This is a genomic window from Bacillus sp. VA13 (assembly GCF_055710085.1).
Genome location: NZ_JBVQPP010000006.1, coordinates 24,187 through 50,211 on the forward strand (window position 1 = coordinate 24,187; position 26,025 = coordinate 50,211).

The 26,025-nt window shown below is 45.8% G+C and carries 23 protein-coding genes; 8 read left to right on the forward strand and 15 right to left on the reverse strand.

Features of this window, described 5'->3' with window-relative positions:
• Nucleotides 1-102: 102 nt before the first annotated feature.
• Together AC0C66_RS19315 and AC0C66_RS19320 are read right to left on the reverse strand one after the other, a co-directional pair.
• Nucleotides 103-1,134, reverse strand: a complete 1,032-nt coding sequence (locus AC0C66_RS19315; protein WP_072182502.1) for a FecCD family ABC transporter permease — start codon at nucleotides 1,132-1,134, stop codon at nucleotides 103-105.
• Nucleotides 1,131-2,132 carry a FecCD family ABC transporter permease gene (locus AC0C66_RS19320; RefSeq protein ID WP_072182501.1) on the reverse strand — a complete coding sequence of 334 codons (1,002 nt, stop codon included), beginning with the start codon at nucleotides 2,130-2,132 and terminating at the stop codon, nucleotides 1,131-1,133. The genes AC0C66_RS19315 and AC0C66_RS19320 overlap by 4 nt, the downstream gene beginning before the upstream one ends.
• Nucleotides 2,133-2,262: 130 nt before the next feature.
• On the opposite strand from AC0C66_RS19320, the gene AC0C66_RS19325 reads away from it, so the two are divergent.
• On the forward strand, nucleotides 2,263-3,240 hold the full coding sequence (locus AC0C66_RS19325; RefSeq protein WP_072182500.1) for an ABC transporter substrate-binding protein: 978 nt from the start codon (nucleotides 2,263-2,265) through the stop codon (nucleotides 3,238-3,240).
• Nucleotides 3,241-3,257: 17 nt separating this feature from the next.
• On the opposite strand, the gene mprF is transcribed toward AC0C66_RS19325, so the two are convergent.
• The gene (mprF, locus tag AC0C66_RS19330; RefSeq protein WP_472973678.1) at nucleotides 3,258-5,828 is read right to left on the reverse strand and encodes a bifunctional lysylphosphatidylglycerol flippase/synthetase MprF; all 2,571 of its coding nucleotides are present in this window, start codon (nucleotides 5,826-5,828) and stop codon (nucleotides 3,258-3,260) included.
• Nucleotides 5,829-5,999: 171 nt separating this feature from the next.
• On the opposite strand from mprF, the gene AC0C66_RS19335 reads away from it, so the two are divergent.
• Both AC0C66_RS19335 and AC0C66_RS19340 read left to right on the forward strand, forming a co-directional pair.
• Entirely contained in the window at nucleotides 6,000-6,482 is a 483-nt protein-coding gene (locus AC0C66_RS19335) for a MarR family transcriptional regulator (RefSeq protein WP_014113095.1), read from the forward strand.
• 112 nt (nucleotides 6,483-6,594) lie between these two features.
• Nucleotides 6,595-8,151 carry an MFS transporter gene (locus AC0C66_RS19340; protein ID WP_472973679.1) on the forward strand — a complete coding sequence of 519 codons (1,557 nt, stop codon included), beginning with the start codon at nucleotides 6,595-6,597 and terminating at the stop codon, nucleotides 8,149-8,151.
• On the opposite strand, the gene bstA is transcribed toward AC0C66_RS19340, so the two are convergent.
• Complete coding sequence (gene bstA, locus AC0C66_RS19345; protein ID WP_472973680.1) at nucleotides 8,148-8,684, reverse strand: bacillithiol transferase BstA; 537 nt, start codon at nucleotides 8,682-8,684, stop codon at nucleotides 8,148-8,150. The genes AC0C66_RS19340 and bstA overlap by 4 nt on opposite strands.
• Nucleotides 8,685-8,818: 134 nt before the next feature.
• Nucleotides 8,819-9,907: an acyltransferase family protein gene (locus tag AC0C66_RS19350; RefSeq protein ID WP_472973681.1), complete on the reverse strand. Its 1,089-nt coding sequence runs from the start codon at nucleotides 9,905-9,907 to the stop codon at nucleotides 8,819-8,821.
• A gap of 573 nt (nucleotides 9,908-10,480) precedes the next feature.
• Between AC0C66_RS19350 and AC0C66_RS19355 the strand changes: the two genes are divergently transcribed.
• The 3 genes from AC0C66_RS19355 to AC0C66_RS19365 all read left to right on the forward strand — a co-directional run bounded on the left by AC0C66_RS19355 (nucleotide 10,481) and on the right by AC0C66_RS19365 (nucleotide 13,248).
• Nucleotides 10,481-11,200: an ABC transporter ATP-binding protein gene (locus AC0C66_RS19355; RefSeq protein WP_072182495.1), complete on the forward strand. Its 720-nt coding sequence runs from the start codon at nucleotides 10,481-10,483 to the stop codon at nucleotides 11,198-11,200.
• The gene (locus AC0C66_RS19360; protein WP_072182494.1) at nucleotides 11,197-12,204 is read left to right on the forward strand and encodes an ABC transporter permease; all 1,008 of its coding nucleotides are present in this window, start codon (nucleotides 11,197-11,199) and stop codon (nucleotides 12,202-12,204) included. Before AC0C66_RS19355 ends, AC0C66_RS19360 begins: the two co-directional genes overlap by 4 nt.
• A 390-nt stretch (nucleotides 12,205-12,594) precedes the next feature.
• Complete coding sequence (locus tag AC0C66_RS19365) at nucleotides 12,595-13,248, forward strand: TetR/AcrR family transcriptional regulator (RefSeq protein ID WP_072182493.1); 654 nt, start codon at nucleotides 12,595-12,597, stop codon at nucleotides 13,246-13,248.
• A gap of 162 nt (nucleotides 13,249-13,410) precedes the next feature.
• On the opposite strand, the gene estB is transcribed toward AC0C66_RS19365, so the two are convergent.
• Entirely contained in the window at nucleotides 13,411-14,043 is a 633-nt protein-coding gene (estB, locus tag AC0C66_RS19370; protein WP_080376109.1) for an esterase EstB, read from the reverse strand.
• 272 nt (nucleotides 14,044-14,315) lie between these two features.
• Here estB and padR point away from each other — a divergent pair, with 272 nt between their 5' ends.
• Both padR and AC0C66_RS19380 read left to right on the forward strand, forming a co-directional pair.
• Entirely contained in the window at nucleotides 14,316-14,864 is a 549-nt protein-coding gene (gene padR / locus AC0C66_RS19375; RefSeq protein ID WP_014113089.1) for a transcriptional regulator PadR, read from the forward strand.
• A 49-nt stretch (nucleotides 14,865-14,913) separates the two neighbouring features.
• Nucleotides 14,914-15,513 (forward strand): GNAT family N-acetyltransferase, encoded by a 600-nt coding sequence (locus tag AC0C66_RS19380; RefSeq protein WP_087987724.1) that lies wholly within the window; start codon nucleotides 14,914-14,916, stop codon nucleotides 15,511-15,513.
• Nucleotides 15,514-15,548: 35 nt separating this feature from the next.
• Here AC0C66_RS19380 and AC0C66_RS19385 read toward each other — a convergent pair whose 3' ends face one another.
• The 9 genes from AC0C66_RS19385 to AC0C66_RS19425 all read right to left on the reverse strand — a co-directional run bounded on the left by AC0C66_RS19385 (nucleotide 15,549) and on the right by AC0C66_RS19425 (nucleotide 25,938).
• Nucleotides 15,549-16,700: an ABC transporter permease gene (locus AC0C66_RS19385; protein ID WP_072182490.1), complete on the reverse strand. Its 1,152-nt coding sequence runs from the start codon at nucleotides 16,698-16,700 to the stop codon at nucleotides 15,549-15,551.
• Between the two features lie 14 nt (nucleotides 16,701-16,714).
• Nucleotides 16,715-17,905: an ABC transporter permease gene (locus AC0C66_RS19390; protein ID WP_072182489.1), complete on the reverse strand. Its 1,191-nt coding sequence runs from the start codon at nucleotides 17,903-17,905 to the stop codon at nucleotides 16,715-16,717.
• A gap of 12 nt (nucleotides 17,906-17,917) precedes the next feature.
• Nucleotides 17,918-18,853, reverse strand: a complete 936-nt coding sequence (gene lnrL, locus AC0C66_RS19395; protein WP_061188202.1) for a linearmycin resistance ATP-binding protein LnrL — start codon at nucleotides 18,851-18,853, stop codon at nucleotides 17,918-17,920.
• Between the two features lie 143 nt (nucleotides 18,854-18,996).
• A complete protein-coding gene (gene lnrK, locus AC0C66_RS19400) occupies nucleotides 18,997-19,659 on the reverse strand; it encodes a two-component system response regulator LnrK (RefSeq protein WP_014113083.1) in 663 nt (220 codons plus the stop codon).
• On the reverse strand, nucleotides 19,656-20,858 hold the full coding sequence (locus AC0C66_RS19405) for a sensor histidine kinase (protein ID WP_072182488.1): 1,203 nt from the start codon (nucleotides 20,856-20,858) through the stop codon (nucleotides 19,656-19,658). The genes lnrK and AC0C66_RS19405 overlap by 4 nt, the downstream gene beginning before the upstream one ends.
• A gap of 117 nt (nucleotides 20,859-20,975) precedes the next feature.
• Nucleotides 20,976-21,833, reverse strand: coding sequence for a catechol 2,3-dioxygenase (gene catE, locus AC0C66_RS19410; RefSeq protein ID WP_072182487.1), 858 nt, complete (start codon nucleotides 21,831-21,833; stop codon nucleotides 20,976-20,978).
• A 17-nt stretch (nucleotides 21,834-21,850) separates the two neighbouring features.
• Nucleotides 21,851-22,255 carry a DoxX family oxidoreductase CatD gene (gene catD / locus AC0C66_RS19415; protein ID WP_003239773.1) on the reverse strand — a complete coding sequence of 135 codons (405 nt, stop codon included), beginning with the start codon at nucleotides 22,253-22,255 and terminating at the stop codon, nucleotides 21,851-21,853.
• A gap of 153 nt (nucleotides 22,256-22,408) precedes the next feature.
• Nucleotides 22,409-24,223: an ABC transporter ATP-binding protein gene (locus tag AC0C66_RS19420; protein WP_461845958.1), complete on the reverse strand. Its 1,815-nt coding sequence runs from the start codon at nucleotides 24,221-24,223 to the stop codon at nucleotides 22,409-22,411.
• Entirely contained in the window at nucleotides 24,217-25,938 is a 1,722-nt protein-coding gene (locus AC0C66_RS19425) for an ABC transporter ATP-binding protein (RefSeq protein ID WP_461845957.1), read from the reverse strand. The genes AC0C66_RS19420 and AC0C66_RS19425 overlap by 7 nt, the downstream gene beginning before the upstream one ends.
• Between the last annotated feature and the right edge of the window lie 87 nt (nucleotides 25,939-26,025).

A 26,025-nucleotide genomic window follows, 5' to 3' on the forward strand; every position in this document is an offset into this window, starting at 1 on the left:
CCCTTTCTTTATCAATGTCTCTGTCAGTATAGCAAAAATGATTATGAATTTTCAGTTATTAACAAAAAACCCATTTTCTTTTTTAGAAAATGGGAGTAACAATTAAGAGTTTCTCGTTTTATAGAGCAAATAAATAAAATAAGGTGCGCCGATAGCTGCTGTAAAGACGCCAGCGGGCACTTCCACCGGAGCAAATAAGGTTCTGCCGACGATGTCAGCTGTTAAGACGAGCAATGCACCGATGAGCGCCGACGCTGGGAGCAGCGCTCCATAAGACGAGCCGACGAGGCGCCTTGCAATGTGGGGCGCCATCAGCCCGACAAAACCGATTGTGCCGGCAACCGAAACCGCACAGCCCGTAAGAGCCGTACTCAAAAGGAGCAAGAAAAAACGATTTCGCTGCACGGCACTTCCCGCACCAGCCGCAATATCTTCGCCCAGTACCTGTATATTCATATTTTTTAGCGCGATAAAACAAGTAAATAAGAGAATGACAGATAAGATAATAGCTATTTTTACATGCTGCCAGTTTGACCCATAAACTGACCCTGTAATATACACATTGGCTTGTGACGCTCTGTAAATTGGGCCTTTAATCATCAGCAGGGTAGTCAGCGCCTGCGCCGACATTGAAAATCCGATCCCGATAAGCACCAGCCGAAATGTGGAGGCGCCATTTTTGTATGCCAGTAAATAGACGATGAGTCCAACAGCTGAGGCGCCGATAAATGCGGCCACCGGAAGCCATGACAGGCTGATCGTAAGTGAACTGCTACGGTCTGAGAAGAACATCATCAAAAGCACGACTGCTACCGCCGCTCCTCCCGTTATTCCGATAATATCCGGAGATGCGAGAGGGTTTCTGACGAGACCCTGCAATATCGCGCCTGCCGCCGCCAGGCAGACGCCGGCGCATAAAGCGGTCAAAATCCTTGGCATACGGAATGACATGATCATCAGCTCATCCAGCTTTGAACCTGCACCAAAGAATGTTTTTGCTACATCCCAGGGAGGAATAAACCGTTGTCCGAGACCGGCGCTTATCACCAGTACGACCGCTGTTAATCCCAGTAAAACAAAAAAGACGATCCATGCTTTCTTTTCAGCAGCGGTAACGCCAAAACGAAGTTTCATAGTTTTGCCCCCCTTCTTGCGATGTACACAAACACAGGCATACCGATGATGGCTGTCATGACCCCGACAGGAACTTCCTGAGGCATAATGATATATCGCGCCCCGATATCCGCAGCTACAAGCAAAATCGCACCCAAAACAGCGGAAAACGGCAGAACCCAACGATAATCATTACCGACGATAAATCGGGCAAAATGCGGAATAATGATGCCAATAAATGAAATCGGCCCGGCAATGGCGACAGCAGATCCGGCAAGCAAGACAACACAAAGCGCCATCACAAATTTCAGCAGGCCCGTTTTTTGGCCGAGTCCTTTTGCCACATCTTCTCCCATGACGAGGAGATTGATTTTTTGGCCAAGAAAGAAACTGACCAAAAGCGCTGCGGCTGCATATGGGAGCATTGTCACCAGCAGATCCAGACTCCTGCCCTGCACAGAGCCGGTCAGCCAAAAAAGCACTTGAGCAAGCTCGAGTTCATTGACAGAAAGCAAGCCTTGTGTCAGAGAAGAAAACATGGCCGCCATGGCAGCTCCCGCCAGCGTCAGTTTGATTGGCGTCAGCCCTTCCCTTCCCAGAGAGCCTGCGGCATAGACGATCGCGGCAGTAAATGTTGCCCCGAGAAACGAGCTCCATACCAGTGCCTGAGTTGATTGAATATGCAGAAAAAATGAGCCGGCAACAATAAAAAAGCCGGCACCGGCGTTAATACCGAAAATGCCTGGTGACGCAAGCGGATTTTTTGTGAGCGCCTGCATGAGAGCGCCCGCGGCTGCAAGCGAGGCGCCGACAACTGTGGCAACCAAAGCACGCGGAAGCCTGACGTCTTTGATGATGACATGCTCATTTGTTCCGTTGAAGGAAGTAAACGCCTGATAGACCTGTCCCCATGACGTACCTGTATAGCCGTAAACGATGCTTGCGCAAACAGCCGCCAGTAAAATCAAAATCAGACATACTAACACAATCCATTTTGAAGATGCCTTTTTGCAGATCATGATCTAATTCTCCTAGTTATTTACTATGTAATCTTTGTTTTTGAGAATAATCCTTAATTAGGGATTGACACTCTTAACACTGCTTATTATGATCTAAATGATAATGAATTTCAATATCGGGAGGAAAAAGATGAAAAAGCATATCAGCATGCTATTCGTATTTTTAATGGCCGTTACGGTGCTTTCTGCCTGTAATAGTTCAGAAAGTTCAAGCAACAACGCGGGATCAAGCAGCAAAACCAGAACGGTTAAACATGCAATGGGGACATCAGACAACATTCCCGCCAATCCAAAACGGATTGTGGTTTTAACAAACGAAGGAACAGAGGCGCTCTTAGCGCTTGGCATTAAGCCGGTTGGAGCCGTAAAATCATGGAAGGGCGACCCGTGGTATGACTATCTGAAAGATGACATGAAAGGTGTTAAAAACGTCGGTCTTGAAACGGAACCGAATGTGGAAGCTATCGCAGAACTAAAGCCTGACTTGATTATTGGCAACAAAGTACGCCAGGAAAAAATTTATGATCAGCTTCATGCGATTGCGCCAACCGTTTTCGCTGAATCTTTGGCTGGGAACTGGAAAGATAATCTGACTCTATACGCCAACGCGGTAAATAAGGCGGACAAAGGCAAGGAAGTCATTGCTGATTTTGATAAACGCGTTTCTGATTTGAAAGGCAAGCTTGGCGACCAGACTAACAAAACAGTTTCTGTCGTACGCTTTTTATCCGGCGAGTCAAGAATCTATTATACCGATTCATTCTCGGGGATTATTTTAGACCAGCTTGGCTTCAAACGCCCTGAAAAACAAGTGGAGCTGTTCAAGAAACAGAAGGACCAATTTACGTTCTCAACTGACAGTAAAGAGTCCATTCCTGATATGGATGCCGATGTGCTTTTTTATTTCACGTATAAAGCCGATAATGCAAAAGAAAATGAAAAATGGGCAAATCAGTGGACAAGCAGTTCATTATGGAAAAACCTGAAGGCCGTGAAATCAGGTAACGCCCATGAAGTCGATGACGTCGTATGGACAACCGCAGGCGGAATTAAAGCCGCAAACTATCTGCTTGATGATATTGAAACCTATTTCTTAAAAACGAAATAAAAAAAGACTCCGTCTGGTTAGACGGAGTCTTTTTTGCTTTTACCGATCAGCCGCGTGACGAGGAACATGGTGACGGAAAGAGATCTGTTTTTCCGGTACGCCAAGTATTTTCCGCGCCATTCCGGTTTGTATTTTTCTTTAAAGGCCCTGAGCCCGCTGAAGCTGTACATGTATCTGACATTATTAAAAATGACAGCGGCAAATCGTTCTGACCAGAAGGATGTAAAGGCGGTGCCGACATTGGCCAAGGGCGCCATTCCCATGTTAAACGACGTGCAGCCTTCCTCCTTCGCCCATAAAAACATGCGGATGAATAATGCGTCCATAATGCCGTTCGGGGCGTCGTCGCGGTAGCGCATCAGATCGACCGATATCTCTCCTTCCTGATACATCGGCATGACATTTGCAAATGCAACGATCTCTCCTTCTGCATTTTTCATGTAGGCAATCGGCGCTTTCTGTAAATATGAGGGATCAAAAAATCCGAGCGAGAATCCCTTCTCCTTTTTCGAGCCGAGCCATTCATCTGAGATTTGTTTCAGTTCCTCCAAAAACGCATCAGAAAATGGGGGATGATCCACATGGAAGGTATATTCCTCCCGCTCAAATCGGTTATTGATTGCCCGAAGGCCGGCTTTTTTCTTCCCTGTCAGGGTAAACGTGTTTAAATCCACATAGGCTTCCTCGCCCAGCTTAAAGAAGTTATAGCCAAAATCGTGATACAGCGCCATGTCCTCTCGTTCAATTTGATAGAACAGAACACTGAATCCCTTCTGATGCGCTTCATTCAGAAATTCTTCCAGCACAAGCGGGAACGATTCTCTTTGGCCTGACGGATCGCCGAGCACGACCAGCCTTCTGGCGATTTTTCCAAACAGAAGAAGTGCATTTCCGTCACTTGAAAAATAAAACCGCTTATCTCCAAGATAGCCGAGATGGCTCAGCGCGTTGCCGCCTTTTTCATTTAAAAACGCAGCAAGGCGTTCGGGATCAGCTTTTTCCCCGATTGGTTTTGTCTTCTTATGATAAACCATTGTAAATATGAAGAAGAACAGCGGCACGATGATAATCGCCATGATCGTCGCATGCGTGATATGAGAATCGCTGTGGACGAAATATTCGTGGCGCAACACCTTCTTCATCCGGTCCCAAATAAAGCCCGCGATCAGATTGTAGTTAAAGAGTGCCACGGTAAACAGCGCCACAGCAAATATCAATTGGCTCAGCGTATAGGATGCCTGTTCTCGGACAAATTGTTTTTTCAAAAGCACTAGCAATACGATAATCATCGGCAGAACGAATATCGCACTGATGTTAAGTCCTTTTAAAAAGCTGAACACAAAGCCGCCGACAAGCGCTGTAATGGCCATCGTATAGGAGCGTTTTGTCCGTTTATAAAGCTCGATCGGCAAAATCAGCAGAATGAGCGCTGAGCTTAAGGACAGGCCGTTGAACAGCAAAAGCGCTGGGCGCGGAATGTGCGGTATAACGGTCAGCCTGTCAATCGGCAGGGATACTGAAGCCAGGACAACCAGGCCTGCAACGAACACAATAAGCGAAAGTGAACCTTGCAAAATTTTCACTAATATCGCCCGCTGTACGATAAGCAAAACGTTTGTCGTCTCAATTGCCGGTGCGATACGCGGGTTCGTTTCGAGCCGTTTCATTGTATTTTCGGTCAGATCGCCGGCAGCAAAGAACAGTCCCAAAACGAATGGGATAAATGAATAGACGAGCCTGTATAAAACAATAGAAGTAACAATAGCCTCCTGATGATAGCCAAGCTGCTCCATCCCGAGCAAAAACAAAAGGTCAAACGAGCCGAAGCCGCCCGGCACGAGGCTGATCATTCCTCCGATCGCCGCAATGACGAACACTCCGAACACATACCTGATATCAGCATGAATGCCCATAGCGAACAATGACAGATAGATGACGATTCCAGCCATAAGCCATTCGGCAACGGAAGCGCCGATATAAGCGAAAATCGGATTTTTCACTTTATCCGCATTCTCTTCGTCTCCGCCTTTGCGGCTTTTTATTTTGGCCACCGCCAAAGATACCGGCAAAATCAGTGCGAAACCGATAACGACTGCCCACAGCCAAGGCTTTTCATTAATCACTTCATCCACTGGCAGCACTCGTGCGGCGACGAAAATGCTGAAAACTGATAATCCGAGCAGCATAGATGATGTAAGCCAGGCGATTCCTTTGACGAGCGCCTTATGGTCTTTCGTATGCTCTTTATAAAACATCATTCTTAACCCGACTCCGGCTAATCCGCCGAATCCGAGGACGTTATTAAATGAATTGGCGATCCAGGAAACCCTGAATACCTTTCCGTTTGTGATCGATAGGCGCAGTGAGTATTTCAGGACGTAATCATACAGCGACATGGCTGCAACAGCCAGCAAGCCGATCAATACAAGGATGAATAAGTCCGTTCGCTCAAGCCCGTTGATGACCATGAGCGTGCGTTTGAATGACAGATTTGTCAGTTCTTTTTTCGATTGATAAATAACAAATAATAAAACAGCAATAGGAAAAACGATTTTTAAAATTGATAAAGCATTCTTTTTAATCAGCAATGGTCTCTCCAATCATAATCTAGTTCGATCTTCTCCCCCAATAATCTCCAACTCATTATACACTACCGTTATTTTTCGGACAAAGTCCCGCATGCGGTTTCAGCTCACTTTCTTTCAGGAGTGAAAATCGAGTAATATGGTAAGAGGAGTGAATGATGAGGAAGTGATGAAATGGAATACAATCTACATGATACAACGGTATTAAACGAAGACATTCTTTCATCTGAGGAACGGGAAATATGGGTGCTCTATATGAAAGTACTAACCTCTGCCGGTCTCGGTGATGTGTCCGAGTGGATGAAGCTTGATATGAGCATGCCTCAAATGAAAGTGCTAATGCTATTAAACAACCATGGAACACTGAAGGTCAGCGACATTGCAGAAAAAATGGGGGCTTCCCTGTCCAATACAACAGGACTGCTTGACCGCCTTGAGAAGTCAGGGTTTGTCAAACGCTCACATTCTGAAGAGGACCGCCGTTCAGTCGTTGTTCAGTTGACGGAGAATGCAAAAAATATTTTTCGGGGGCTTTATGAAAAGGGCCATCTGAAACTGAAGCGTTCATTGGAGCTGCTGTCCCCTGAAGAAAAGCAGGCTGTTTCCGAAGGGCTGTCTATCCTTTCAAGAGCATTAGAGAAAGCGAAAAATGAATAAAATCTGTAAGTCTGTCATCCGCAAAGCGCGGTGGCAGGCTTTTTTTATTTGACATTTAGTTCACTTAAAATGAATAATATATTTTAAGTGAACTAAAAAGGGGTTGATGAATATGTCTGAAGCATTGACAGAGCAGAAAAGCCAAAAGTGGGCGATCAGCCTGTTTACGATTGGTGTGTTTATGGCTGCGCTGGATAACGGAATTATTTCTGCTGCTTTAACAACGATAAACGAGTCGTTTGCCGTTTCTCCTTCCTGGGGATCATGGGGCATTACCCTTTATACGCTTGGCCTAAGCGTCAGTGTGCCGATCGTCGGAAAGCTTTCCGATCGCTACGGCAGAAAGAAACTTTTCCTGATTGAGGTTTGCCTGTTCGGACTTGGTTCTTTGCTTGTTGCTTTGAGCCAAAGCTTCCCGCTCTTTCTGATCTCACGGCTGATTCAGGCGCTTGGGGGCGGCGGGATTTTCATTATCGGCAGCTCTCACATTCTCGCTACCCTTCCAAAGGAAAAACAGGGAAAAGCACTCGGGCTGCTTGGCGCGATGAACGGGATGGCCGCTGTGCTCGGACCGAATATCGGAAGCTTTCTCCTTGATTGGACCGGTTCTTGGCATTGGCTGTTTTTAATTAATTTGCCGATTGCGGTATTATTGGTTGTTTTCGGTGCATGTTTTATTGCGGAAACAAAAGCGCCTGAGGCTAAGCGCCTCGATACGGCCGGAATCTTCCTTCTGTCCCTGTCGATTTTAGCTGTGATGTACGGCATGACGAATCTTGACGGGGCAAATCTTTTAAACAGCTTGGGAAATCCGGAGGTTTATGGGTGTATTGTTTTTGGCATTCTCTGTTTTGCAGCGCTTATCTCGTTTGAAAAGAGGGTTGAAATGCACGGGGGCGATCCGATTTTGGCGTATTCTCTGCTGCGGAATCACATGTTTCAGCGCACGCTTATCATCGGTTTGTTATCCGGGGGACTCTTGGCGGCGGTCATTTTTATCCCGTCATATGTTGAGCAGTATTTGGATGTCCCTGCCGCAAAAGCAGGCTATTGGATGACACCGCTTGCGTTAGCTTCCGGCATCGGCGCTTGGCTTGGCGGAGCGCTCACCGACAAAAAAGGGCCGGTGAAAACCGTTGTTCTTTCGGGAATCATTTCATGTGCGGGATTTGCTTTATTTCCGCTCTGGGTGACGGAGAAGTGGGAGTTTGTGATCGCAAGTGTGGTAGCTGGGATCGGTTTTGGCTTTCTGTTAGGCGCGCCGCTGAACGTCCTTGTATCAGAGGCGGCTAAAACCAATAAGGGCACAGCGCTCGGCACGCTTTCATTGGTAAGGCAAATTGGCCTGACCTTGGCGCCTACTCTTTATGCAGGCTTTATCACAGCCGGGTTTAATCAAATAGGTGATGAGATCAGCAGCCGCTTATCGGACAGCGGACATTCAGAAAAGGCGATGCAAATGATTCCGGAGATCGACAGTTCTAATGTTTCTTCTTTACAAGAACAAATCGAACGCATTCCCGTGCCTGAAGTCAAAACCGCGATAAGCGATGCCATTCATGCGAGTATCGCCAGCGGCTATGATCATTTATATGCCGCCGCTGCTTTGATTTCACTCCTGGTGATTGCTGCTATCAGTCTTCCGGCTTTCCGCCGGCAAAAGCGTTAAGACCACCCCATCCGTTTGGAAAGCTCCGTAATATGAGCGATATGGTGATGTGAGTGCCAGACATACAGCCCGAGCGCGTTCTCTAGGGTCATGATCTCTATTGTATCGGGATGGTAAAATCCGCGCTGAAATTGCTGATCCGTCAGAGTGCGGAGAAGAGCCGTCCATCGCCCGTGAAGCTCCTGTAATAGCGCGAGTGAACCGCTCGGATCTGCTGTTTTCGAGTCCTTTAGCTCAGACCACGCTTTTTCATTATATGGACGGATGGCCGGTGTCTCTTCCGTCAAGCTCAATTTAAAACGGATATAGCTGTTCATATGACTGTCAGCCAGATGGTGAACAACTTGCCGAACGGTCCATCCCCCGTCTCGGTACGGTGTGTCCAGTTGGCTGTCCGTCATGCCTTCTACAGCTTGCATCAGTTTGGCAGGCACTTTTTCAAGCGCTTGAATCCATTCATCTTTTTGCTCTTTCGATATGGATTCCCTCGGCTTGTATTCTCCTATTGGGTAGCTTAGGTTGTCTGTTGCCATGCATGTTCCCCCTTCTTTTCAATCTTCTCCTTTATTTTACAAGAAAAAGATTGTGCGTACTGTATGATTTAATCAGTTCTACAGTAAAAAAACATACAACAAGCGGCAGGAGCATCTCTCCTGCCGCTTGTTTTTCACCCTGCGTGATCACGCACTTCGACTGTTACCTTCTTCTGCTTTGGCTGATAGATCTTCCCTACAAATAAATAACCGTATTTGAACTTATTCAGCGCCCATGAGATGAGGATCGGGCCGGCTGTGCACACGGCAAACAACAGGAGAACAGCCGGTACGGCAGGTATTTCGGGCATATTTAAAAGCAGCACGTAGCCTATGATCATAAAATAAGCATGGAGCAGATAAATCGAAAAGGAATAGTTGCTGATAAACATCATGATTTTCGGCACTTGCTTTATTTTAGAAAACAAGTGAAAGCACAGGAAAATCATGCTTGTTGAATACAGCATGATATCAGGCCGTTTTGAGCTGATCATGCCGATTTCGCCGACATAAGAAACAGTGACAACGAGCGCACCAGAAGCAATTGCGGCGCCGTATACCGCCCAGCGGTGTTGGTTCAGCAGCGCTAAAAAGCGCTTGTACTCTTTTCCGCAATAGTAGGCAAGACAAAAGTAGAAAAGCCAGCCTGCGAACGGAACCCAGAAGAACGGAAACGACCCGCCCTCTTCAGAAGCAGGAGCCGGACTGACTGCTGAGAAATAGCTTAAATAAGCAGCTGTTACCACAAATGAGATGGACAGCACCCATTTGGGCGATGCTTTTTTTAGATACTCATGAAATATCATATGCAGAATGTAAAATTGAAAGATGACGAGAATGAAGTATCCGATAAAGTTTCCTAAGAATACGTTCGCCAGGTACTTTTGCACAAACGCAAGAAAGGTTATCTCTCCCCCCATCGCACTGGTCATCAGCAGCGCATCGATAGCCGCGATAAATAAAAAAGGAACGAAAATCACTTTCCCCCGCTTCTTTAAAAAACCGTCCGGCACCCCGTCAGGATAAGACCGGGCCAGTAAAAATTCAGAGATGAAAATAAAAGCGGGCGTGCTGAACATCAGGAGTGTGCGAAAAGAATCAACAGTGTGAGAAATATCTGCAAGAGCTTCTGCCTGAAGCATCAGGACCATTGAAATGATATGGAGCAAGACGACACTTAAGCACGAAATGCAGCGGATCATAAAAATTTCTTTAATTTGCATAACAGCGCTCCTTTTATTTCAAATTTTTAGAAATCGATGGTTGTACCTTAACATGTCTGCTTTATTTGAAAAAGTGCCTGATGTCATATCTTTCTCTATGCATGAAAGACTAGCATCCCTACATGTCACTTATTTTTGGTACACTCTCCAGCCAATTGTCCCGTCCATCCGGAGTGCTATGTTTGACACGTGAAAACAAAGTCCTACTCACATGTTTGATCCCTCAAATCCCAAACGTCTATTTTGATCGTAATCCAATCCGCATCGCGTCTCAGCATTTCATAAGGACCAGCCAGACGCACCATCTGTATAACCACGTGAGCCATTTTTGCTGTTCATAACCCTTTAGGAAGCAGCCCCGGTTTCTCATCCATGCTTCATATACAAACTCTTGATCTCGCTGGCACCCTTCAAAACCGAAGTCACTTTCGACTGAAGAAATCTACTTTATAAACATTTTCAAACATATCCCTTTTGATTTAATGAGTGATTACTCACTTTACAACCTCCTCTGTTCATGTTAAATTGTTTTTGAGTGATTACTCACTTTATATAATAAGGAGGCAGATCAATATGGATGTCCTAGAACTGCGAGATGTCAGTAAACGATTCAGCAGCAAAACTGTTTTAGAACCTTTCACCTTTTCTGTAAAACAAGGAGAAATCTTTGGATTGCTGGGGCCATCTGGATCTGGAAAAACAACGCTGATTAAAATGATGATCGGGATGCTGAAGCCATCAACCGGCACAGTTACAGTGTGTCAAACACCGATGCCGAATTTGAACATATTTCACCGGATCGGTTATATGGGCCAGTCTGACGCGCTTTATGAAGACTTGACCGCAAAGGAAAATCTTTCATTTTTTGCCGGACTGTTTGGATTAAGAGGAAAACTAAAGCATGAGCGGATGGATCAGGTTCTTCACTTGGTCGATTTGACTGAACATGCCGACAAGAAAGTGAGTGCTTTTTCTGGTGGGATGAAGAGAAGGCTGTCTCTTGCGATAACACTTGTTCACGAGCCGGACGTTTTCGCTCTTGATGAGCCGACTGTTGGGATTGACCCTGTTCTGCGCCGGGCGATCTGGGATGAACTCTACCGTCTGAAAGAAAACGGAGCCGCCATTCTCGTGACGACACATGTTATGGATGAAGCTGAAAAATGCGACCGACTTGGGCTGATCAGGGATGGTCGAATCATTGACAGCGGTTCGCCTAAAGAACTAATGAACAAATACGAAACAGCATCTATTGAAGATGTCTTTCTTCTATCTGGGGGTAGCACAACATGAGAGTGACTGTACTTGCCGTGAAAATCATTCTGCAATTTTATCGGGATAAACGAACACTGCTTTTGATGCTGCTGGCTCCTCTTTTGGTCTTGACTTTGGTTCACCTCATCCTCGATCATAAGGAGAACTCATTTCATATCGGAGGGTATCATCTGCCGGATGAGATGACGCAGCAGCTAGAGAAAAAAGATATTGTGGTTACTGAATTTTCGAACAGTCATGCAAAACAGCATATAGATGATGACAAGCTGGATGCATTTATTTCATTCACGGATCAGCATATGAAAGTGACACTTGACGGCAGCCAGTCTAAGAACGAACAATTGCTTCAGTTCATCACAACAGAAGGCAGTCGGCAACATCAGCCAGCTGAGGTCTCTTATGCGTACGGCAAAGAGGATTTGAGCACGTTTGATTATACCGGTCCGACATTAATTGGTTTATTTATTTTCTTCTTTGTCTTTTTAATCGCGGGGATCTCTTTTTTAAGAGAACGTACGAACGGCACGCTTGACCGAATTCTTTCAACACCTCTGCGCCGCTGGGAAATTGTTGCCGGCTACGGATTGGGCTTCGGATTGTTTACAACTTTCCAATCTTTATTCATCACCTGGTATGCTGTTCAAATTCTTGGATTGTATCAGGATGGATCGTTTTGGCTCGTTTTGCTTGTAACTGTATTGCTTTCTGTTACGGCTTTAACACTCGGCACGTTTCTATCTGCATTTGCGAATAACGAGCTTCAGCTCATACAGTTTGTTCCGCTCGTCATTGTACCGCAGGTATTTTTCTCAGGTCTATTTCCCATGGACAGCCTGATGGGCTGGCTACAGTCATTTCAGCTGGTGATGCCTCTGTACTACGGAGCCCACGCCTTACAGCTGATTATGATGAAAGGCCAGAGCGTCTCACAAATTACGTATGATTTGCTTATATTGGCGGGCTTCACCATTTTATTCGCATTCTTAAACATTCTCATTCTGAAAAAATATCGAAGATTGTAAAAGACGACCACGGCAAGTGCAAAAAGATATCAAGCTCATCCGGCACCGGAAAAGCATCCTCATTTTCACTTAGAAAATAGAAGTGATTCGGTGAAGATGCTCGTCACCAAGCGCAGAAGAAAGGATGTAGCACCGTCATCAAGGGTTTGGACAGCCGGAAAGAGTTGTCTCACTAAACAATACAATGACAAAACTCATCCATACTGTCATGAAAGAATACAACATAGACGGATATATCGGAGTGAATATTGCTGCCTTTTTGATTCAGCAGTTTAAGAATCCTTCCTATACAAAAGAACACCGTTTATCTCATATTAACCTCAGGATTGGTTGTGTTCCCTGTCAGCCTTTTCTATAATAAAGAGAATAGGGTTAAAAGGAGTAGGAACAATGGATGCTGAATCTCTTGAAGAATTATTGAATATAGAAGGCGAACAAATGAAAATGAGCGAAAAACAGCGGCAGATTCTTAGTACGGCTATCGAGATGTTTGCTGAAAAAGGATTTGCCTCGACATCCACAAGCGAAATAGCCAAAAAAGCCGGCGTGGCTGAAGGGACTATTTTCAGGCATTATAAGACGAAAAAGGATTTGCTTCTTTCAATTGTAATGCCTACGGTGACAAAGGTCGTGGCCCCTGCTTTTGCCAAAAACTTCAGCAAAGAAGTGTTTGAGCAGGATTATCCGTCATATGAGGCGTTCATTCGGGAAGTGCTGAACAACCGCTTTGAATTTGTTAAAAAGCACTTCCCCGTTTTGAAGATTTTTATTCAGGAAGCCTTTTACCAAGAAGAATTTAGAAATGTGTATAAACAGGTCTTCAATGAACATGTATACGATAAGTTCAAGTATATTATTGAGTATTTCCAAAGCACCGGCGAACTGCGGAACCTTCCGGTGGATACCATCATCCGCACGACGATCTCTTCTATTATCGGACTTATTATTACCCGATTTTTGCTGTTGGGAGAAGAAATGGATGAAGAGCTTGAAAAAGAGCGGACGATCCAATTTATTTTGTATGGGGTCACACAAAAGAGATGAGCACTGCTCATCTCTTTTTTTGAGAATCTCGGGCAAAATTTAGATCATACAAAAGTCTGCTCAGTTTTCATTTTAACTTCCAGTTCACTTCAAACTGTCAAAAAACAAAAAAACCTGCTGTAACTCACAGCAGGTTTCAAATAACCCGTAGATCTTGAAGCATTAGTTCGTATTCAACCCCCCGCCATTCAGCCCTTCTTTGATATAGCCGTTCACTAGACTATTTGAAAGCAAGCCAATATGGCCGATGCCATAAAGCTGGATATTTCTTGCTCCTTGCAGTCTGGAAAGACTATTGATCACTATTTCATCATTTAGACTGTAGATAGATGTATAGAGGATTTTCTGGTTTGGATCTGTACCCGGCAGTGCCTTTGATGACACTAAACCATTAGCCCCTCCAAGTGTTACGACATTTTGAATCTTATTGCCCCCGCCTAAATATTTAATATAGTACAGCGTGTTAGCGCCTCCCATACTATGAGCCACAATATCTACTTTTTTGGCTCCCGTTTCTTTTAAAACGCGGTCAACATATGAAGCAAGCTGCGGGCCGTTATTTAGATTGTTCCCTGTTTTATCATAAAAATCAATTGCATACAGTTTGTTGCTTTGCCAGCCTTGAGAAACTAAGTAGTTTTTAATAGCGAAAAAATTGTATGAGGCACCACTTATTCCATGAACAAGAACGACAGGATTATGTACTGATTCAGCTTTTGCGCTAGATGGCGAAGTGGCTAGAACAGATAGAATCAGCGATAAACAGATAGCGAATGTCATAAATATTTTTTTCACATTCATTCCCCCTTAAAATGTTTGTACCACCAATTTCCTATTATACATAAAACATCAATATAGTTAATAATTTTTCTGAAAATTAAATTTAAAAATCTTATCGATGAATCCGCCACCTTCGAAATCATTACATACCTTTTATCTTAATTTCACAGGTAGACCGGTTGTGTTCCCTTTCTCCCTTTTCTATAATAAGGGGAATAGGCAGTTAGGATCACAGATGGGCACTTGCTCATCTGTTTTGCGAAACAGCCATAGACACGGAGGATAGCATGAGAGTATTAAAATACGCTATATTAGGGCTTTTGCGAAAAGGCGAATTGAGCGGATATGATATTACAAGTTATTTTAAAGAGGAGCTCGGCCAATTTTGGAGTGCCAAGCACAGCCAGATTTATCCTGAGCTCAAAAAACTGACCGATGAAGGGTTTATCACGTTCCGGACAACAATTCAAGGCACAAAGCTGGAGAAAAAGATGTACACCCTGACAGACAGCGGAAAGCAGGAGCTGCATGACTGGCTGATCCGCCACCAGCCGATACCGGAGACGGTGAAGGATGAATTTATGCTGAAGGCTTATTTCATTTCTTGTCTATCGCGGCAGGAGGCTTCTGATTTGTTCACAGACCAACTGCTGAAACGCAAGGCCAAGCTGTCTGATCTGCAGGGAAGCTATGAAAAGCTTATGGCTTCAGCGGAGCCGATGTCGTTTTCTTCACCGGACTTCGGCCACTATCTCGTGCTGACGAAAGCGCTGGAGCGGGAGAAAAATTACGTTTCTTGGCTTGAATCGATTTTAACTATGATAGATAAGGGTTAACCAGGAGCGGCCTTCAGGCTGCTCCAATACTTAATGTGGGGGACGAACGATGAATGTGACATTGCACGAATTAACAGGGGAACTGATTCGAGTGGTGCCGATGGACAAAAGCCATATTCAAGGTTTTTATGAAGCTGCAAATGATGAAAATATCTGGGCCCATTTACCGAAAACGATCACAACGCTGCATGGTATGGAGGCTTTTGTTGAGGAAGCGCTGCAAACGAAAGAGTCCGGAGCAGAATTTCCATTCGTGATTATTCAGCGTGAAACTGGCAAAATCGTCGGAACGACGCGATTTCTGTATATGTCGTCCGCTGCAAGGAGCCTTGAGATCGGCTGGACATGGTTTCACCCATCGGTGTGGGGCACCTCGGTCAACACTGAATGCAAATATTTGCTGTTACAATACTGCTTTGAACACCTGAACACGATTCGGGTGCAGTTCAAAACAGATGAGCGGAATATCAGATCGCAAAAGGCGATTGAACGGCTGGGAGCAGTTAAAGAAGGCATATTGAGAAACCAAATGATCAGAAAAGACGGAACTTTCCGCAATTCAGTATTTTTCAGCATCATCGACAGCGACTGGCCTTCCGTAAAACAGCATTTGGAACAGAGACTGAAGCTTGCAGAAAAAGCAAAATGATTGCAAAAAACATCTGCCCCGAAGGCAGATGTTTTTTAGGCGCGGAGCGCTTTCAGCCCCACTGTGAAGGTAATTGCTGCGAAAACAAGCAAGATGCCGCAGATCCCGAGAATATCTGTGACGTGGGCACCGTTAGCCATAATCTCAGTCAGCCCGCTCATCGCCCACTTTTGCGGAAGAAATTCAGCGATGGACTGCATAAATTTCGGTTCAATGTCTATCGGCCAATACATTCCGCTTACCATACACGTTGCGATGACGAACAAGTTGCCAAACGCAAGCTGCTGTTCCGGCGTTCTGACATTGGCCGCAATCACCAATCCAATGCCGACAACGGTCAGCAGAAAAAACGATACTAACACAATAACTGCAGCAGGGTTGCCCCAGTTGATGCCAAACAGCCAATGGGATGCAAGAAGCAAGATGCCAAATTGAATCCAGCCAATGACAAAGAAGGACAGCACATACCCTGCACCGATTTCCATTCGGCTGACAGAGGCTGTAAGCAATCGGGACCAGACGCCGTTTTTTCTTGCTTCTAAAATCGTTCCCGCTGCCCCCATCATTGTCAACATGACAAACAGGATGGAAAAGCCTGCTGCTCTTGAGGCTGTGTCACTTGCGCCTTCTTTTTTATCGCTGGGCGCCTTTTGTTTTACGGCTGGCGCTGCATCTTCGTGATCTTTGGCGATAACCGTTTTATAAGCCGCCTTCCAGTTCTCCCCCGCTGCCTGAGCTGCCGTTTTCGCCGCGGCAACTTGAATATTGAGCTTTGCCAATGTGCTTTCCGCGTACTGTTTGGCCATCGGCGCTTCCGACAGCTCCGGGCCGTGGCGGAAGATCAGCTCAGGATGTTTTCCTTTTTCCAGCTGTGCCTGAAATGAGCGGGAAATGATGATGATCCCGGCAATTTTCTTTTGTTTCAGCTTTTCTGACGCTTTGCTTTCAGACATGTTTTCGAATGTATACATATCATCGTGTGACTTCAGCTGCCGAATGTAATGCTGTGAGAGAATCGTGTCGTCCTGATCAACGATCGCAAGCCGCAGCTTGTCGTCATTGCCGCCGAGCATCCCCCCAAATACAAAGGTCAGCAAAAGCGGGGCAGCAAACATCATCAAATAGTTCTGCCGCTTCTTGAAAATGAGAGAAAGCTCAATGCCGCAAATGGCTATGATTTTTTTCACCTTGGTGTACCTCCTTATCTTGTATGAAGCCGTCTGATACCAAGCATGAGTGAACAAAGGCCGATCACGGCAAAAAGAAGCACAGGCGTTTGAAGGTCAGCCCAGCCTCCCCCTTCCATTAAAGAAAGAAAGCCGTCAAGCGCCCATCGATTCGGCACCGCTTTGGATACAGACTGTAAGAAGTCCGGAAATTGGTACAGCGGCAGCATGGACCCGCCGAGAACCGCAAGCAATTGAATGCCGAAGCCGCCTATCGCATCTGCAGATTTCATATCGCTGATGCACGATGCAAGCAGCATTGAAATACCTGATACAGCTGCTGCGTAAGCAAGCCCGAGTACACTTACAAACAGTAGATTGCCGCCCCAGTCCACACCAAATACATTGACCGTGACAATCAGAAATATGAAAAATTGTATGATGGCAAACAGATAGGTTCCGAGCCATTTTCCGAAGAGAATGGCGTATTTTTGCGCAGGCGTCATCAGCATTCTGGCAAGCGTTTCCGTCTCCTTTTCCTGTAAAAATGATTTCGCCCCGACTGTCATATGAAACAGCATGAACATGCAAAGCATTGCTGCCGAATAGTATTGAAAGCTGGTCACGGCCTTGCTGCCGACTGATTTTTCCGTAATCGTAAGTTTGTCACCCGTTTCTTTTTCAAGTGTCTTTACCAGCTTTTCGGCAAAATGTGAAGGATCAAGTTTTCCTTGTTTTACAGCTGCCGTTTTGCTGATGTAGTCCATTGAGGCTGAAGCGGCTTCTTTTACCGCTTTATATTGGTCTATGAAAGATGCGGCGGCTGTTTCGATGATGGAACTTTTTAATGTTTGATCAGGATCCGCATAAACAAAAGCTGAAGTTTTGCCGGCTTCCCATTGATTCGGAATGACGATACCGACATCAATTTTCTTTTCATCAAGCAGCTTCTTTATCTCGTCTTCGCTGCTGGCTTGTGTGACCTTTATCGACTTCATTTTTTTGAGCACATCTGTTTTAAACATGTTTGCTGCTTCTGACTGGTCTGATTGGACATAGCCGACTCTAATGTCATCAACCTGGCTGCCACCGTCAACAACCGATCCAAGGGCCGCCCCTAAAATACAGGTCAGGATCAGCGGCATTAAGATAAGCATCATAAACCCTTTTCTGTCCGTGATTCTGATTTTGACATCTTTCCATGCGATCCATATGCTTTTTTTCATAGCGATACCTCCTTAATCCCGCAAAGTGCGCCCGGTCAAATTCAGAAACAAGCGCTCCAAATTTGGTTCCTGCACCTGAAGAGACAGCAGGTTTGTATGATGGGCAGCGGCCTCCGCAAGCAAACTGGTAACGACTTTTTCATGATGAGCCGCAGAAATGTCAATTTTGAGTTCTGACTCATGTACTGTCACATCATTCACATGGGCCAGGGAACGGATTGCAAAAAGAAACGCTTCATCGATCCCGCTGACAGTGAGCTGAATGATGGTATCGCCTCCAAGGCGGCTGCACAAATCGGTTTTTGTGCCGATCGCAATCATTTCTCCCTGATCAATAATGCCAATCCGGTCGCATAAATACTCGACCTCTTCCATGTAATGACTCGTATAGATCACCGTCATGCCGGTTTCATTGAGCTGTTTCACCGTTTCTAAAATATGATTTCTCGATTGAGGATCAATACCGACAGTCGGTTCATCCATGATCAGAAGCTCAGGCTTGTGCATTAAGGCAGCACCGATGTTGATTCTCCGTTTCATTCCGCCTGAGAACGTTTCAATTTTATCTTTGGCCCGCTCAGTCAGGCCGACATATTCAAGGACCTCTGCCGATCTTTTTTTGGCATCGCCGTGCGTCAGTCCGTACATTTTCCCCCAAAACATAAGATTCTCATGAGCCGTCAGCGTCGGATATAAAGCAATTTCCTGTGGGACAACGCCGATTTTTTGTTTCGCTTTGGCCGTTTCTTTTCCGATGACATAGCCGCCCACTGTGATGTTCCCGCTGTCATGCGGCACGAGGCCGGAAATCATCGAGATGGTTGTGGACTTTCCCGCACCGTTTGGCCCAAGCAGCCCGAACGACTCCCCCTTTTGCAGGGAAAAAGAAATGCCTTTCACAATTGTTTTTTTCCCGTATGCCTTTTTGATGTTTTCTGCTTGCAGCACGTCGTTTCACTCCTTTTTTAATCCCATTGCCATTGTAGATAAAAGAAGGGCGTGCGGCATGTAGCGCCAGATAGAATGTAAGGCATGAAAAAAAGGCCTGTAAAAGGCCTTTTCAGAGAAACGCATATGCTGAATGTCATATGTCAAAAGTCAGATACACCATATCTGACCGAATAGATGGCGGCTTGGGTTCTGTCTCTAACAGACAGTTTGCTGATAATGTTAGAAACGTGATTTTTCACTGTGCCTTCTGTAATGAACAGCTTCTCAGCAATTTCTTTATTATTCAGCCCGTAGCCAAGCTCAGCGAGAACTTCCATTTCGCGTTCGGTCAGGTCGAGAAGCTCCTTAGGTTTTTCTTTCTCGTTTATTCCTTTCAGCTGTTTTTCACGCTTCCATTCATTCAGCATTTGAGCAGTCAGTTCCGGAGGAAGCACCATTCCGCCAGATTGTACAGTCATCACCGCTTTTACAATCGTATCGGCTGACATGTCCTTCAGCAGGTACCCGCTCGCTCCTTCTTCAAGCGCTTCTGCAATCAGCTCTGAATCCTTGAAGGTTGTCAGCATCAAAACCTTTACGCCGGGCAGCGAGCTTGTGATTAATTTTGTTCCCTCCACCCCGTTGGAAACCGGCATGCGGATGTCCATTAACACGATATCCGGTTCTAGCTCTTTCGCCTTTTCGAAGGCTTCCTGTCCGTTTCGCGCCGTGGCGATGACATCGAGCTCATCTCGGAGCTGGAGCAAGGACGCCAGCCCTTCTCTGACGATATCCTGATCGTCGGTAATGATGATCTTAATCATGATAAACTCTCCTTTTGCTGCGCGGGCCCGAAGCTCCATTTTTTATTGACCAGTGAAAATTCCGCGATTACTGTAAATCCTTGATTCCGTTCGCTCTCAAAGCGAATCATTCCGCCATGCTCTGCCGCCCGCTTTTTCATGTTCAAGAGGCCAAAGCCGAGTGCTGCCTCGGGATTTCCTTTTCCGTCATCCTTAATGACAAGGCTGATGCTGTCCGTTGTGCAGGCAAGCTGTATCGAACAGACTGTGGCGCCTCCGTGCCGTTTGGCATTGGTCAATGCTTCCTGCACCGTTCTGACCAGAGTCGGATGAAGAGACAGCGGGATCATCGCCGGATCGCCGCTGACCGCAAATTCGGTTGTGACTCCTGCATTTTTATAGAAGTCTTCTGTCAGCTGTTTCAGTGAATCGATTAACGAATGATCGTTTTCCGTTTGCAGGGTGCGTACTGATAAGCGGACAGCATCAAGCGCTTCACGGGCAAGCGTTTCACATACCCCGACTGTCTTCTCCGCTTTTTGGCTGTCTCTTTTTTGCCATTCACGCAGAAGCTGCAGCTGGACGAGGAGCGCCGTCATTTTGTGTCCTACTGTATCATGGATTTCTCTTGCCATTCTGTTCCGCTCATGAATGGCAGTCAGCTCTTCAACCTGCTTCGCATATAAATGCAGCTCCTGGTGTGCAGCAGACAGCGCCAGATGGGACTCCGTCAGTTCCTGAAACTGCTGTTTTGCCGTTTCCTGCGCATCCAAAAGCTTGCGGATTAATTTGCCGACGACTCCGCAAAAGACAACGAATGTCATGCTGATACAATGATCCATCACATATTCATCGCCGAACATACGATATGTGCGGATTAGCACAATCAGCCACATCATAAAACAAAAACACAGGACAGACCATACTGTTTTTCGGTCAAATCCCTTCAGAAAAAAGGTAACTGCAACCGGGCTGAGCAATGTGATATATAAACCTGTACCCGGAAACATGAAACCGAACGAAAAGCCAACTGCAATATCAATTAGACAAAACAAAATGCCATATTTCTCTACTCTTAATAAGAGATGATTTGCTAAGAACACACCTGCACCACCAGCGATGAACAAATACTCAAACCAACGGTCATCTTTTACAAGAAAAAAGTAAACCGAACAGCTTACCATTAGGGTGAATATCCTAGTAAATATAAGAGCCTTCACACTCATCACTCCCGTTCCCTAATTCCCTTCTTATCATACCTGCCTCAGGTCATTTTTGACAGGAATTTCTGGAAAATAAAAAATCCCCCTGCCGTTTTTTCGGCAAAGGGATTACAGTCAAATCACAAATAGAATATGGACCCCAGAAACAGGATCTTTCACGCGGAAGCTGTTTTCCGTTTTTTCGATCGAATATCCGGCATGTTTGACTCGGTCTGCCACTCGATCGAGTTCCTCTCGATGAGGCAGGACAACAGTGTAATAGTCTAATCCGCTAGCATTTGTCGGTTTAGGCGGCGCATTTCTTCCAGCCCAAATGTTTAAGCCAATATGATGGTGGTAGCCTCCAGCTGAAACGAAGAGAGCGGACATGCCTGCATAGTCTCCGACAATGTCAAAGCCCAGCACATCTGTATAAAACCCTTTTGCTTCGATCAAATCACTGACATGCAAATGAATGTGTCCGATGATGGTACCGTTCGGAAGCGCTGTTTTCCGCTCATCTCCGGCTTTTTCCATAAGACCCTCGATGTCAACAGCGGTTGTCGTCATGACATAGTTTCCTTCTTGATCACGCTGCCACGTGCTGCGGGGGCGGTCAGCATACATTTCAATTCCGTTTCCATCAGGATCAGACAGGTAGAGTGCTTCGCTCACAGCATGATCCCCATGTCCGATCGCAATGCCGTGTTCAATCAGGCGAGCGAGCGCGATACCAAGTTCCTTCCGGTTCGGAAGAAGAATCGCAAAGTGATATAAACCCGTCACAGACCGTTCAGGCAAGACGACGGCGCTCGGATTTTCTTCAAGAATAAGCAGTACACGTTTCCCGTCAGCGGTTAATTCAGCTTGGCGATCCGTCTTTTGTAAGACTTGAAAGCCGATAACGTTACAGTAGAACTGAAGGGAACGCTCCAGGCTGCGGATTGTGAGTTTGACATAGCCAATATTTGTATCCTCATGAATGCTGGTCATGCTGTATGCCTCTTTTCTTATGCTGATACGTTTTCGCTCTTTTTTGCTTTAAACACAAGTGGATCCAGCGCCAAGAAACGGCTTCCAGAAAGAGCCAGATGGATTGATGTTAAAAGCAGAAGGTAATCAAATTCTGCATTGCCCATGAAAGGCGCTTTCAGCTTGACTGTAATGATGGCTCCGATCAGCGTGAGGGCAAACAGAACACCGACAATACGTGTAGCCAATCCGAAGAAGACAAGAACTCCGCCTACCAGTTCAATCGCTGCGATGACGTACGCCATAAAACTTGGAAGGCCTATGCTGCCAAAAAATTGGATGGTGCCCTCCATTCCCTGAAACTTTGATAAACCATGAACAAAAAAGATAATACCTGTAATAACTCTTAAAAGTAATGTGCCAATTTCAAATGATTTATTCATTTTATCCTCCTTGATAAATGTTATCACTTACTTAATGTAAGCTAGTATATATACATAACTTGTTTACGTCAAGTAATTTTGTTACATTTCACGAAAATGAAATAAAAGTACTATAAAACTGTAACAAAAAAGACCTTTGTGCAGGACAAAGGTCTATTTCTCAAATTGGCTTTCATATAAGTCACTGTAAAACCCTTTTTGCCGGATAAGCTCGCCATGGCTGCCTTTTTCAATCATTTTGCCGTCTTTTAGCACCACAATCTGGTCCGCTCTTTGAATGGTGTTCAGCCTGTGGGCAATGATGACGCTTGTTCTTCCCTCCATTAAACGGGCGAGCGCTTCTTGAATCTTGACTTCTGTTACGGTATCAATGTTGCTTGTCGCTTCATCCAAGATGAGAAGAACCGGATCGGCAAGCACCGCCCGCGCTATGGAAATCAATTGTTTTTGCCCTTGGCTGATGCCTGATCCGTTTTGCGTCAGCACTGTATCATATCCTTTTGGCAGTCTTTCAATAAAACTGTGGGCATTCGCTGTTTTTGCAGCCGCTTCGACTTCCTGATCAGAAGCATCGAGCCTGCCGTAGCGAATATTTTCTCTGATCGTACCCTGAAACAAAAACGAATCCTGAAGGACAAACCCCATGTTTTTCCTTAGGCTTGCTCTAGTGAGGGTTTTAATATCGGTACCGTCGATTAAAATCCTTCCGTCATCAGGTTCATAAAAACGGGCGAGAAGATTTGTGACAGTTGTTTTCCCCGCTCCCGTCGGTCCGACAAACGCGATGGACTGTCCGGCGGGCACGGTAAACTGTAAATGCTTCAGTGTCTGCTGCCCCTCGTCGTAACCGAAGGACACATCCCGGAATTCAATACTGCCTGTTTTGATCGGCTGATGCACGGCGTCCTTTTCATCCTCGCGCTCCTTTTTTTCATCAAGTACGTCAAACACCCGTTCAGCTCCGGCAATCGCGGACAGCATTGTATTAAACTGGTTGGCCAGATCGTTTAAAGGGCGTGTGAATTGTCTTGAATACTCGGCAAAGACAACGATGGAGCCGATCGAGATCCAGCCTTTCAGCGCGAACAGACCGCCGATTGCCGCAATCATCGTAAAGCTTAAGTTATTCAGCGAGTTCATGACTTTCGGGATAAATCCAGAAATCGTCTGTGCCCAAAAGCCCGAAGTCTTGAGCGCAGCGTTTTTTTCGAGAAATTCGGCAGTAATCTGCTTCTCTCGCGAATAGGCTTTGATGACCTTTGCGCCGGAAACAGATTCCTCAATATATCCATTCAGCTCACCAAGGTTTTTCTGCTGTTCTTTAAACAGCTTTCCCGTCCGGTTGGTGATCCATTTCAGGCTTACTGCCATCACCGGAATGATCGTTAGCGTAATCACTGTAAGGAGCGGGCTCATGTACAGCATCACCGCAATCGTCCCGACAAAGGTGATGACGCTTGACAAAATTTGAATGACTGACGTGTTTAAGGTAGAACTTACATTTTCGATGTCATTCGTCACCCGGCTCATCAGCTCGCCGTGCCGCTGTTTATCAAAAAACGGAATCGGCAGCTCATGCAGATGGGTGAACAATTCGCTTCTCATTCTGAAAACCGTGCCCTGCGAGATCGTAATCATCCAATAGTTTTGAAACCAGAGCGACAGGGACTGAATTACGTAAATGACGAGCAGAAGGAGCAAAACGGGAATTAAGCCGCTGACCGTTTTCCCGACGATAAAATGGTCAATGGCCTTTCCGATCACAAAGGGGCCAAGGAGCCCGAATATCGCGCTGATGACAACCATCAGCATGACAAGGATGAGCAGTCCTTTTCGTTCAGCCAAGTAAGACCAGATTCGCTTCAGTGTGCCTTTTGCATCCTTTGCTTTCGCCCGCTTTTTCGCGCCTTCTTTTTTGTCGATTGGCAGTTTGGGATATTGGAAAGGCTTGCGGATGTCTTTTAGCATGACTCGCTCCCCTCCCTTCCGAATTGCGACTCGTAAATGCGCTTGTATAACTCAGATTCAGAAAGAAGCTCACTGTGCGTGCCTTTTTCTATCAGTTCGCCATCCTCAAGCAGCAAAATCTCATCAGCTTTCATCGCCGTGGTGATTTTTTGCGTAATGATCAAAGTTGTGCACTCATATGTGCTGATCGCCTCAAGCAGCTTTGCCTCCGTTTGCAGGTCAAGCGCGCTTGTGCTGTCATCTAAAAGAAGGATGGCCGGCTTTCGGATTAGCGCCCGCGCAATGGAAATCCGCTGCTTCTGGCCGCCGGACAGGTTGACGCCTCTTTGTCCCAACACGGTATCATACCCATTTGGGAGCTTCATAATCGTTTCATGAATTTGCGCATGTTTGGCCGCTTCCATTATTTCATCAAGTGAAGCATTTTCTTTGCCCCAAGCAATATTTTCTTTGATTGTGCCGGAAAACAGGAGCACTTCCTGCGGGACATATCCAATTTGCTTGCGAAGCCCTTCAGCCGGAAAATCATAAATTGGCTTTTCACCTATGTAAATGCTGCCCGAATCCGGCTGATAAAGCCGTGGAATGAGCTGAAAGAGGGTGGACTTGCCTGATCCCGTCGCACCGAGAATCGCGATCGTTTCCCTCGTTTTTGCGGAAAATGAGACATTCCGCAGCGCTTCTCTATCCATTTCCGGATAACGGAAGGATACATGCTGAAACTCAATCCTTCCCGACAAACGATCAGATATGATGCCTTCCTCCCGCTCATCGCCTTCCGTTTCAAGCACCTCGCCGATTCTATCCCCTGAAGCCTTCGCCCGGGTGAAAATCATAATCAAAAACGGAAACATCGAAAGCGCGCCCGTAATTCGTGTTGCGTAGTTAATAATCGCCACAACATCACCGACTTGAGTGCTTCCGTTCGTGATACTGAAGGCCCCTGCCCACAAAATCAAAAGGATGCAGAGGTTCATCAGCAGCATCAGCACAGGCATCGTGAATTCCACAAGCTGAAAAGCTGAAACTGTTTTTTCCATTAGCCTCGTGTTGGCTTTGATAAATCTTTTGACCTCGTGGCTGCCGCGAAGCAGCGCTTTGATCAGCTTAATCGCTGTTAAGTTTTCCTGCATGACGGTGTTCACCTGATCCAGCCGTTTCTGCACTGAGCGGAACAGTGCCCCGCCCTTCTTTAATACCCAAAGCAAAAACAAGATCAGGATCGGAATGGTCACAAGCAGAAAAAAACCGAGCTTCACATTAACGGCGAGCGACAGCACAATGCCGCCTACAATCATTAATGGAGCCCGCAGCATAAACCGCAAGCTCATAAAAATCATATTTTGAACCTGTGTGACATCGTTTGTCAGCCTTGTGATATAAGAAGAGGATGAAAACTGTCCAAATGTAGAATAAGAGAAGGACTGGATTTTTTGAAAAAGCCCTTTTCTCGTATCATAGGAAAAGCTTTGGCTGACATGGGCGGCATAAAAGGAATTCAGCATTCCCGCCGCAAATGATAACACGGTCAGTCCGACCATGACCGCGCCCCATGTCCACACATGCCGCAGATCTTGCTTTAAAATCCCATCGTCAATGATTTTTGCGATTAATAAAGGCTGCATCAGTTCAACCGCAAGCTCAGTCAACATGAGAATCAACGCAGTTCCTACCAGCAATGAGTATGGTTTTAAAAACGATAAAGCCTTTTGCATGTAAAAGCCTCCAAACCCCTTTTTACTCGATTGTCTCTTTCTTTACTTTACTATGGCGGTCTTTTTGACGGCAAACGAAAACCCTCC